We start from the raw sequence: 11,192 nt of genomic DNA on the forward strand, positions 1-11,192 counted from the left end.
GCCTGACCACGGTCAAGGCCGATACCCTGGCGCGCCTGCCGCTGACCGACGAGCTGCGCAAGGCCCTGGCCGAGGCCAGCAAGCACACCGCCCACGGCGCACGCAAACGCCACATGTCGTTCGTCGGCAAGCTGATGCGCGACCAGGACCTGGACGCCATCCATGCGGTGCTCGAGCAGATCGACAGCTCCAGCCGCCAGTACAACGAGCGCTTCCACAGCCTGGAACGCTGGCGCGACCGCCTGATCGACGGCAATGACGAAGACCTCGAGCGCTTCGTCAACGAGTACCCCGACACCGACCGCCAGCAGCTGCGTTCGCTGATCCGCCATGCCCAGCACGAAAAAGCGCGGAACAAACCGCCCGCCGCTGCGCGCAAGGTGTTCAAGTACATCCGCGACCTCGACGAAATTCAGCGCGGCCTGCGCTGACGGCAAGCACCGGGGCTGCCATTCGCGCAGCCCCGGTGCAGCCATCACGCGCCGGTACCGCCGACGGTGATCGCATCCAGCTTCAAGGTCGGCTGGCCAACGCCCACGGGCACCGACTGACCATCCTTGCCACACGTCCCCACGCCACTGTCCAGCGCCAGGTCGTTGCCGACCATCGATACCCGGCTCATGGCCTCAGGCCCGTTGCCGATCAGGGTTGCACCCTTGACTGGGGCGGTGATCTTGCCGTCCTCGATCAGGTAGGCCTCGCTGGTTGAAAACACGAACTTGCCGCTGGTGATGTCCACCTGGCCGCCGCCGAGGTTGGCGCAGTAGATGCCCTTCTTCACCGAGGCGATGATCTCCTGCGGGTCGCTTTCACCGGCGCGCATGTAGGTGTTGGTCATGCGCGGCATCGGCAGGTGCGCGTAGGATTCGCGGCGGCCGTTGCCGGTCACGGCCATGCCCATCAGGCGGGCATTGAGCTTGTCCTGCATGTAGCCCTTGAGAATGCCGTTCTCGATCAGCGTGGTGCATTCGGTGGGGGTACCTTCGTCGTCCACGCTCAGCGAACCACGGCGGCCTTCGAGGGTGCCATCGTCGACGATGGTGCACAGGCTCGATGCCACTTTCTCACCCAGACGGCCACTGAACGCCGAGCTGCCCTTGCGGTTGAAGTCACCTTCCAGCCCATGGCCCACCGCCTCGTGCAGCAGCACGCCCGACCAGCCCGAACCCAGCACCACTGGCAGGGTGCCCGCCGGCGCCGGGATCGCTTCCAGGTTCACCAGCGCCTGGCGCAGCGCTTCGCGGGCATAACCCATGACCTTCTCTTCGGTGAAGAAGCGGTAGTCGGTACGCCCGCCACCGCCCTGCCCACCGCGTTCGCGACGGCCGTTCTGCTCGACGATGACGCTGACATTGAAACGCACCAGCGGCCGTACATCGGCCGCCAGGCTGCCGTCGGCGGCAGCAATCAGGATGCGCTCCCAGACCCCGGCCATGCTCACGCTGACCTGCTGGATGCGCGGGTCCAGCGCACGGGTGGCGGCATCCACGCGCTTGAGCAGCTCGACCTTCTCGGCGCGGCTGAGCACATCCAGCGGGTTATCGGGCGCATACAGGGCCGTCACGTCCTGGCTGCGGAAGGCCTGCACCTTGCCGTTCTGGCCCGCACGGGAAATCGAACGCGCCGCGCGTGCCGCCGAGGTCAGCGCCTCGAGGTTGATCGCGTTGCTGTAGGCGAAACCGGTCTTCTCACCCGACTGGGCACGCACGCCCACGCCCTGGTCGAGGTTGAAGCTGCCTTCCTTGACGATGCCGTCCTCCAGCGCCCAGGTTTCCGAAATCTGGCCCTGGAAGTACAGGTCGGCGGCGTCGATGCCCGGGCCGGCCAACTCGCCCAGCACAGCCTGCAGGCTGTCCAGGGTCAGTCCGCCTGGGGCCAGGAGCTGCTCGCTGACGGTGGATAACATCTGGCTCATAGTCACTCCGAGGTGTGCGCAGGGCGCAAGGCGTCCTGCGAGAAAAAGCGCCGGTGCGAAACCACCGGCATGCGCGCCCGTATGGACGCTTGTTCGTCAGGGTCGCGCGCAGCGATCAATACCGCCTCGCCGCGCGCCTGTTCGGCGACGATCCGCCCCCAGGGGTCGATGATCGCCGCTTGCCCGTGGGTTTCCCGCGGGCCGGGGTGGGTGCCGCCCTGGGCCGCCGCCAGCACATAGCACTGGGTCTCGATGGCGCGGGCGCGAATCAGCACTTCCCAGTGCGCTGCCCCTGTGACCGCAGTGAACGCGGCAGGTGCCGTGATCAGTTCCGCGCCGGCGCCGCGCAGGGCGCTGTACAGCTCGGGGAAGCGCAAGTCGTAGCAGACGCTGAGCCCCACGCGCCCCACAGGCGTATCGGCCACCACCACCTGGGCGCCGTGGGCGTAGTCGTCGGATTCACGGTAGCGGCCGCGGTTGTCGGCCACATCGACGTCGAACAGGTGCAGCTTGTCATAACGCGCCACCACCTCACCGTGTTCGTCGATCAACAACGAGCAGGCATGGGCTTTGGCCTCGGGCCGACCTTCGGGCGGCAGCGGCAAGGTGCCGGCAACTATCCATAATCTGAGGTCGCGGGCGGTGCGTTTCAACCAGGGCAGTATCGGCCCCTCGCCCAAGGCTTCGGCACGGCCGATGGCGGCGGCGTCCTTGCGGCCCATGGCCGCGAAGTTCTCGGGCAGCACCGCCAGCCGGGCGCCGCCGAAGGCCGCCTGTTCAAGCAGAGCACCCGCCCGCTGCAGGTTGGCCAGCACATCGTCCTGGCTGACCATCTGGATAACCGCTGCCTTCATGGGCACTCCCGGGACTACTTGTTGAAGGGTTTCACAAAGGTGATTCTAGGCTCTTTCCACGGCCCTTCGACGCGATAGTGCACGCTGGCGAAGCGCGATACCCGGTCGCCGATCAGCCGGTCGACCAGGAACAGCGCCCCGCCGACCGCCGGCGCGCCCACGATCAGCGCTGCCAGGGGCAGGTTGTTGGTCACCGGCAAAGTCACCTGCAGGTTGGCATCGACCCGGTCACGGACCATGTCCAGGGTGCCATCGAGCTCGAAATTGCTCGACGGCCCGGTCACGGTGATCGGCTCGCGGGTCACGTAGACCCCGTTGCTGGCCACCAGCAGGCCTTTGACCCGGTCGTAGGCCAGGCCCTTGTCGAACAGGTCGGAGAAGTCCAGGCGCAGCCGGCGGCCGATCGAATTGAAGTTGAGCAGGCCGAACACGCGCAGGGCCTGGGCGCTGCCCTCCACTTCGACGAACTGGCCGCTGTTCAACGCCGCATCCATGCTGCCCGAGAAGCGCTTCAGGCCGACCCAGGCCGGCGAACCGGGCCAGCGGCCGTCCACGTCCAGGCGGAAATCGCGGCTGGTCACGGTAGGGGCGAAGCCCCAGGCCTTGAGTACATCGGCCAGGTTCTTGCCTTTCAGGCGGCCTTTGTACCAGCTGCTGGTGGCGCCGGGGGTACCCTCCCAGCCGCCGCCGCCGTCGACCTGCAGCCCCTTGAAGTCCAGCTGCACATCCTGCGCGGCCACACCGCGCGCCGTCGGGCGCAGCTTCAGGGCTGCACTGCCGAACAGGTCGTTGCCGCGGTACAGCTTGTCGATGTTCAGGTCCAGCGCCGGCACCTTGCGCGGGTCGAACGTGGCCAGCGGGTCGGGGCCTTCCTCGGCCTGCGCCTGTGCAGGGTCGGCGGCAGGCAGGCGCAAGGTCTGCAGGCGCACGGTCAGCGGCGCGGCCTTGGCATCCGGCAGCCGCGCATTGCCGATCACTTCCTTGCTGTCCAGGCGCAGGTCCCAGGCCGGGCCACTGCGCGCCAGGCGCACCACGGCCTGGTTCAAGTCGATGCCAAAGGCTTTGAGCTGGCCGATGCTCAGGTCGACGCTCTGCAGGTTCTGCCGGGCATTGCCGCCTGGGTCGTCGCCCGCCAGGCGCGATGCCTGCTCCTGCCAGGGCGCCAGGTCCAGTTTGTCCAGCCGCCCGCGCACGCGCAGGCCTTGGCTGGCGGGCAGTTGCGCAGTGCCGGCGCCCAGCAGCAACTCGCCACGGCCCTGGCCGAGCTTGTCGGGCGGCGCGGCATAGGAAAACCGGGCAAGGTCATCGTAGGCCGCATCGAAGCGCCGCTCCTGGCCTTGCAGATTCATGGCGAAACGGGTGTTGCGGGTTTCTTGCGCGGCCTTGCCGAAGGGCGCCGGCAGGTCGATGGCCAGGCCCTTGAGCGAAGAATTGACGCTCAGGCTGTTGTCACGGCTGCCCAGGTTGACCTGCAACTGGTAGGGCAGCTCGCCCGAGGCAGGCAGCGCCTGCTTGAACTGCAGCCACTCGGTCAATGCCTTGAGCGCTACCTGGCCGTTGGCATTGATGCGAGTCTGCATCTGCCCGCCCTGGCCTTCGGCGGTGATCTGCGCGGTCACCGGCTTGCCGAACGCCTGCAGGGCAATGTTCTTGCCGCTGAGCCCCTTGTCGAAATCGAAGCTGAAATCGCCCTTCAGGCGGCTCAGCTCCAAGGTGGGTGGGGCCACCTTCAGGCGCGCGTCGGACGTGGCGAAGTCCACCTGCACTTTCGGCCGCTCGCCGTGGGCCAGGGGGATGTCGAGCTTGACCTTGCCCTTGAGCGGCCCTTCGCCTTCCCAGCCGGCAAAGATCTCGCCCGTGCCGATCGGCGCCTCTTTGAGAATTTTCAGGCCGTCGCCGAGGGTGCCGTCGAAGCGGCCGTCGAGGAACAGGTGGCTGTGCTCGTTGCCCTCGACGTGGGGGATATTGACGGTGACGTCACTGACCTTGGTATCGAGCAGCAGGCCCTTGCTGGCCTTGATGCGCACACCGCTGTCCTCGATCAGCACATCGCCATCAACATGCTGCACCTGGGGCCAGCCCGGCTGGAAGTCCAACGCCGCGTCATGCACCTTGAAGAACAGGCTGATGCTGCGCGACTCAGGCGTCGCGCCATGGTTGAGCGAGCCCTGATACTGGAAGTAGCCCTGGTCGACATTGCCTTTGACGATGGCGCTGCGCAGCCATTCGTCGAGTGCCGGGCTGAGCACCTCGGGCAAGTACTTGGCGGTGTAGCGGCCGTCGCCTTCGGTGAGGCCCACACGCAGATCCATGTAGCTCTCGGTGCCTTCGGCGAACAGCAGGCGAATCAGGAAATCGCCGGCGATCTTGCCCTCCTCGCCCAACACCTTCAGGTACGGAGCGGTCAGGGTGAAGCCGTCCTTGTCCAGGGCATAGGTCAGGCGCGCATTGGCTTTCTCGTAATGCCAGGGTTTGGCGAAGATCGGGTACAGGTGCAGCATGAAGGCATCGGTATCCAGGCGCAGTTCGCCATGCCCGAGGTCGCCACTGATGCTGCCGCTGACATTGCCGGCGGCCGGCGCACCGTGATAGGCATCGAAACCAACCTTCTCCAGGTTCGCGGCAAATTGCAGGCGCTGGTCGCCTTCGGCCTTGGGCCGCACCTCGAGTTGCACATTGCGCAGGGCACCTGTGACCTTCAAGGCATCGACCACGGTCATGAGTTTCTCCGGCAGCGGAGCCAGGGCATCGATCAGCGGGGTCAGGGGGGTCAGGTCGAGGCGGTCTGCCTGCACCTGCCAGCTTTCAGCCGCAGGTTCGGCGCCTGGCCGCTGGCGCAGCTGCAGGTGCGACTCCCAGCGGGTCTTGCCGATGTTGGTGGCCAGCGAATCGACGACCACATCGAAACCTTGCGCCTGGCGCTGGAACCAGGCAGACAGCGCCAGGTTGTCCAGGGTCACGGCCTTGCGCCCGGTGTAGGCACCGCGCAACTGGGGCGCGTTGAGGCGCACCACGGCCTGTTGCAACTGGCCTTTGCTCCAGTCGACCCAGAACTCGCCACCGGCGCGCAGTGCCTGGGCCTGCCACTGGCCAAGCAGGCGCGGCGGCAGCCAGCTCGCCCAGTCGCTCTGCGGCAGGCTCAGGTAAACCTGGGCCTCGCCGTCACGCCAATTGCTCGCCGTGGCCCGGCTGCGCAGGTTGACCGCCAGGGGCTGGCCGTCGGGCAGGGTCGCGCGCAGGTCCAGGGCCTGGCGCGAGGCGCCGGCCTTGAGGCCGAGGCTTACATAGGTGAGGGTCAGCGGATCACGCTGCCAGGGCTGCAGCGTCACCTGGCTGTCGAACACATCGATGCGCCCCAGCTGGCGCAGGCGCTCGAGCAGCTCGGCCGGGTCCAGTGGCGCGTCGTCTTTCTTCGGCAAGCCTTCGAGGGCCCAGGCGCCCTGCTCGTCTTCGCGCAGGATCAGTTGCAAGCCACCAAGCTGGATATGCGCCAGGCGCACCTCGCGCGAAGTCAGGCTGGCCCACAGATCAGGCACCAGCTTGACCTCATCGAGGCGCAAGGCCGAAGCGCCGTCGCCCAGTTGCAGGTCGCGCACGCTGAGCACCGGGGCCAGGCCACTCCAGCGGCCTTCCAGGGCGCCCACATGCACCGGCAGGCCCAGGGCCTGTTCGGCCTTGGCCTCGACGTCGGCGCGGTACTCGGCCACCAGCGGCACCAGCTCGCGCCCGAGGCTGACATACAACGCCACCAGCACCGCCAACAGGGCGCAGATACCCAGGCCCCAGCGGGTCAAGGCGACAAGAACGCGGGTCAGACGTCCCATGGCCATGGCCCTCCGATTCGTTTATCCATGATGGCTGCTGGTACCGCTTTTGCCAGCCCGGCCATCATGTGGCGTGCGTCAGAAAGCCTCAGAGCAGCACCACATCGTATTGTTCCTGCGAGTACATCGACTCGACCTGGAAGCGAATGGTTCGACCGATGAAGGTTTCAAGCTCGGCCACGTTACCCGATTCTTCATCGAGCAAACGGTCCACCACCTTCTGGTTGGCCAGCACCCGGTAACCCTCTGCCTGGTAGGCGCGGGCTTCGCGGAGGATCTCGCGGAAGATTTCGTAACAGATGGTTTCCGGGGTCTTCAGCTTGCCGCGGCCCTGGCAGGCGACGCAGGGCTCGCACAGCACCTGTTCGAGGCTTTCGCGGGTGCGCTTGCGGGTCATCTGCACCAGGCCCAGCTCGGTGATGCCGATGATGTTGGTCTTGGCATGGTCACGTTCGAGCTGCTTTTCCAGGGTGCGCAGCACCTGGCGCTGATGCTCTTCGTCTTCCATGTCGATGAAGTCGATGATGATGATGCCGCCGATGTTGCGCAGGCGCAGTTGCCGGGCAATGGCGGTGGCCGCTTCGAGGTTGGTCTTGAAGATGGTCTCTTCAAGGTTGCGATGGCCAACGAAGGCGCCGGTATTGACGTCGATGGTGGTCATCGCCTCGGCCGGGTCGACCACCAGGTAGCCACCCGACTTGAGCGGCACCTTGCGCTCCAGGGCGCGCTGGATTTCGTCCTCGACCCCATACAAGTCAAAAATTGGGCGCTCGCCGGGGTAATGTTCCAGACGATCGGCAATCTCCGGCATCAATTCGCCGACGAACTGCGTGGTTTTCTGGAAGGTTTCCCGCGAGTCGATGCGGATTTTCTCGATTTTCGGGTTGACCAGGTCGCGCAGGGTACGCAGGGCCAGGCCCAGGTCTTCGTAGATGACGGTGGGCGCGCCGCAGGTCTGGATCTGGCTGCCGATCTGCTCCCACAGGCGGCGCAGGTAGCGGATGTCCTGGAGGATTTCTTCGGCACGCGCGCCCTCGGCGGCGGTGCGCAGGATGAAACCACCGGCGTCCTTGATGTTCTCGTTGTTGATGCAGTCGCTGACCACCTGCTTGAGGCGCTCGCGCTCGGCTTCGTCTTCGATCTTCAGGGAAATGCCGACATGGCTGCTGCGCGGCATGTACACCAGGTAGCGCGAGGGAATCGACAGCTGGGTGGTCAGGCGCGCGCCCTTGGTGCCGATCGGGTCCTTGGTGACCTGCACCACCAGGGCCTGGCCCTCGTGCACCAAGGCGGTGATGGTCTCCACCGCCGAGCCTTCGCGCTGGGAAATTTCCGAGGCATGGATGAACGCCGCGCGCTCGAGGCCAATGTCGACGAACGCCGCCTGCATGCCCGGCAGCACGCGCACCACCTTGCCTTTGTAGATATTGCCGACGATGCCGCGGCGCAGGGTGCGCTCGACGTGCACTTCCTGCAGCACCCCGTTTTCCACCACCGCCACACGTGATTCCATCGGGGTGATGTTGATCAGGATCTCTTCACTCATGGCAGGCTCTCGTCAAAGGTCTTCGCTAATGATGGATCGCGCGTGCCAGGCTGGCCACCGCTGGTTTCTATTACCTCTGGCAAAGCGCCGGTACCTGCCAGCAGGCGATACCGAATTGGCCGAGCAGTTCGGCCGTTTCACTCAAAGGCAGGCCGACCACCGCCGAATAGCTGCCTTCAAGCCCGGTGACGAACACCGCCCCCAAGCCCTGGATGGCATAGCCGCCGGCCTTGTCCGCCGGCTCGCCACTGGCCCAGTAGCGTTCGGCTTCTGCCGGGCTGATGGGGCGAAAGCGCACGTTGCTGGCGACACACAGGCTCTGGCAACGCTGGCCATCGCTCACTGCGACGGCGGTCAGCACCTGATGCGCGCGGCCAGACAGCTCGGCCAGCATGGCCAAGGCATGTTCGCGGTTTTCCGGCTTGCCGAGAATACGACCATCGAGCACCACCGCCGTGTCTGCGCCAAGCGTTAGCGCCGGGCTGCCCAGGCTGGCAAGGCCGGCCTCGGCCTTGGCCACGGCCAGGCGCTCGACGTAGGCCTCGGCGCTTTCGCCGGGCAGCGGGGTTTCATCGATGGGGGCACTGACAGGGGTGAACGGCACGCCGATCTGGGTCAGCAGTTCACGCCGACGGGGGGAGCCGGAGGCCAGGTAAAGCGGGTTCATGCAGACATCTCCCTGTCAGTGGCGCCAGCGCCGTCAGTTGATATGCAAGCGCCGGCGCAGGTCGCGCAGGGCGAAACTGATCCAGGGCCAGAGCAAGGCGCTGATCACCGCCGACCAGACCAGCGCCAGGGTCGGCAGGCGGTTGCCGGTGAGCGCGCTGAGCCACAGCTGGATCAGCTGGGCGATGCCGAAGATCACCAGGATCACCAGGCTCTGCTGCCACATCGGGAACATGCGCAGGCGCTGCTGCAGGGACAGCACCAGGAAGGTGATCAGGGTCAGGATCAGGGCGTTCTGCCCCAGCAGCGTGCCATACAGCACATCCTCGGCCAGGCCGAGCACGAACGCGGTGGTCATGCCCACCTTGTTCGGCACCATGAGGGTCCAGAACGACACCAGCAGCGCCAGCCACATGGGCCGGAACACTTCGAGGAACTGCGGCATGGGGGAAACGCTGAGCAGCAGGCCGATGGCGAACGTCAGCCAGATGACCCAACCGTGGTTACGGCGCGACTTGGCCATCATTGCCTCCGTGGGTGAGCAGGTGCCGCGGGCGCCGGCGCCGGGCTGGCGGGCGCAGCGGCGGGAGCAGGTGCCCCGGCAGCGGGGGCCGGTGCACTGGCCGGCGCGGCCTGATCGCCATTGGCGGCTGGCTGGGCCGGGCTCGTCGCACCCTTGCGGTCAGCTTCTTCCTGGGCAATCGCCGCTTCGGTGGCGCGCTGCTCCGGCGTGCGCCGGTCGCTGAACACCAGCAGCATGTAGCGGCTGCGGTTGAGCGCGGCGGTGGGAATGGCGCGAACGATGGCGAAAGGCTGGCCGGAGTCGTGGATCACTTCGTTGACCGTGGCCACCGGGTAGCCGGCCGGGAAGCGCTGGCCCATGCCGGAGCTCACCAGCAGGTCGCCTTCCTTGATGTCGGCGGTGTCCGCCACATGGCGCAGTTCCAGGCGTTCCGGGTTGCCGGTACCGCTGGCGATGGCGCGCAGGCCGTTGCGGTTGACCTGCACCGGGATGCTATGGGTGGTGTCGGTGAGCAGCAGCACCCGCGAGGTGTACGGCATCAGCTCGACCACCTGGCCCATCAGGCCGCGGGCATCGAGCACCGGCTGGCCGAGGAACACGCCGTCGCGCTCGCCCTTGTTGATCAGGATGCGGTGGGTGAACGGGTTGGGGTCGACACCGATCAGCTCGGCCACTTCGACCTTTTCATTGACCAGTGCCGAAGAGTTGAGCAACTCGCGCAGGCGCACGTTCTGCTCGGTCAGGGCCGCCAGCTTCTGCAGGCGCCCCTGCAGCAGCAGGGCTTCGGTCTTGAGCTTTTCGTTCTCGGCGATCAGTTCGGTACGGCTGCCGAACTGGCCGGCCACACCTTGCCACGCACGTTGCGGCAGGTCGGTGATCCAGTACGACTCCATCAGCACCAGGCCCATCTGGCTGCGCACGGGTTTGAGCACGTCGAAGCGCGCGTCGACAACCATCAACGCGACCGACATGACTACCAGAACGAGCAGGCGAACGCCCAGCGAGGGGCCCTTGGAGAAAAGCGGTTTAATGGGCCGTTCCTCGTGGACGACTCAGGAGGTCATTGGACATGGGACAACGCACCAGCCTGGTTGCGGGTTGACGGAAACGACGCCCGGAAGGACGCCAGCCCAGCGCATACAGGTAGCACTGCGCGTGCTACCTGTAAACCGGGCACTGGAAAGCGGCGCAGATCACTCGCTCGAGAGCAGGTCCATCGCGTGCTTGTCCATCATTTCCAGGGCGCGACCGCCGCCTCGGGCGACGCAGGTCAGCGGGTCCTCGGCAACGATCACCGGCAGGCCGGTTTCCTGGGCCAGCAGCTTGTCCAGGTCGCGCAGCAGCGCGCCACCACCGGTCAGCACCAGGCCGCGCTCGGCGATGTCGGAGGCCAGCTCCGGCGGCGATTGCTCCAGGGCGCTCTTGACCGCCTGAACGATGGTCGCCAGCGACTCCTGCAGCGCTTCGAGCACTTCGTTGGAGTTCAGGGTGAAGGCGCGTGGTACGCCCTCGGCCAGGTTACGGCCGCGCACGTCGACTTCGCGCACTTCGCCGCCTGGGTAGGCGGTGCCGATTTCCTGCTTGATGCGCTCGGCGGTGGATTCGCCGATCAGGCTGCCGTAGTTGCGGCGCACGTAGGTGACGATGGCTTCGTCGAAACGGTCGCCGCCCACACGCACGGACTCGGCGTAGACAACGCCGTTGAGCGAGATCAGGGCGATTTCGGTGGTACCGCCGCCGATGTCGACGACCATCGAGCCACGCGCTTCCTCGACCGGCAGGCCGGCACCGATGGCAGCGGCCATCGGCTCTTCGATCAGGAACACTTCACGGGCACCGGCACCCAGGGCCGACTCGCGAATGG

The 11,192-nt window shown here is 66.4% G+C and carries 8 protein-coding genes and 1 pseudogene; 1 reads left to right on the forward strand and 8 read right to left on the reverse strand.

Annotated elements, in window-relative coordinates; all coding sequences use genetic code 11:
• Positions 1-431, forward strand: a 431-nt coding sequence (yjgA, locus tag B3E94_RS00910) for a ribosome biogenesis factor YjgA (protein WP_286911982.1), incomplete at its 5' end; no start/stop codon positions are given.
• Between the two features lie 44 nt (positions 432-475).
• Here the strand turns inward: yjgA and tldD are convergent.
• The 8 genes and pseudogenes from tldD to mreB all read right to left on the reverse strand — a co-directional run.
• On the reverse strand, positions 476-1,915 hold the full coding sequence (tldD, locus tag B3E94_RS00915) for a metalloprotease TldD (RefSeq protein WP_286911983.1): 1,440 nt from the start codon (positions 1,913-1,915) through the stop codon (positions 476-478).
• A 2-nt stretch (positions 1,916-1,917) separates the two neighbouring features.
• On the reverse strand, positions 1,918-2,769 hold the full coding sequence (locus B3E94_RS00920) for a carbon-nitrogen hydrolase family protein (protein ID WP_286911984.1): 852 nt from the start codon (positions 2,767-2,769) through the stop codon (positions 1,918-1,920).
• Positions 2,770-2,783: 14 nt separating this feature from the next.
• Positions 2,784-6,599, reverse strand: a complete 3,816-nt coding sequence (locus B3E94_RS00925; protein ID WP_286911985.1) for a YhdP family protein — start codon at positions 6,597-6,599, stop codon at positions 2,784-2,786.
• 82 nt (positions 6,600-6,681) lie between these two features.
• Positions 6,682-8,139: a ribonuclease G gene (rng, locus tag B3E94_RS00930; RefSeq protein WP_176517448.1), complete on the reverse strand. Its 1,458-nt coding sequence runs from the start codon at positions 8,137-8,139 to the stop codon at positions 6,682-6,684.
• Between the two features lie 70 nt (positions 8,140-8,209).
• Complete coding sequence (locus B3E94_RS00935; protein ID WP_286911986.1) at positions 8,210-8,806, reverse strand: Maf family protein; 597 nt, start codon at positions 8,804-8,806, stop codon at positions 8,210-8,212.
• Positions 8,807-8,839: 33 nt separating this feature from the next.
• Positions 8,840-9,328 carry a rod shape-determining protein MreD gene (gene mreD / locus B3E94_RS00940; RefSeq protein ID WP_176517450.1) on the reverse strand — a complete coding sequence of 163 codons (489 nt, stop codon included), beginning with the start codon at positions 9,326-9,328 and terminating at the stop codon, positions 8,840-8,842.
• On the reverse strand, positions 9,328-10,359 hold the full coding sequence (gene mreC, locus B3E94_RS00945; RefSeq protein ID WP_286911988.1) for a rod shape-determining protein MreC: 1,032 nt from the start codon (positions 10,357-10,359) through the stop codon (positions 9,328-9,330). Before mreC ends, mreD begins: the two co-directional genes overlap by 1 nt.
• Positions 10,360-10,521: 162 nt before the next feature.
• Positions 10,522-11,192, reverse strand: a pseudogene (gene mreB / locus B3E94_RS00950) (rod shape-determining protein MreB); the annotation flags it as partial.

Origin of the sequence: Pseudomonas sp. UBA6315 (assembly GCF_002438125.1) — a bacterium.
Taxonomy (GTDB): Bacteria; Pseudomonadota; Gammaproteobacteria; order Pseudomonadales; family Pseudomonadaceae; genus Aquipseudomonas; species Aquipseudomonas faucium.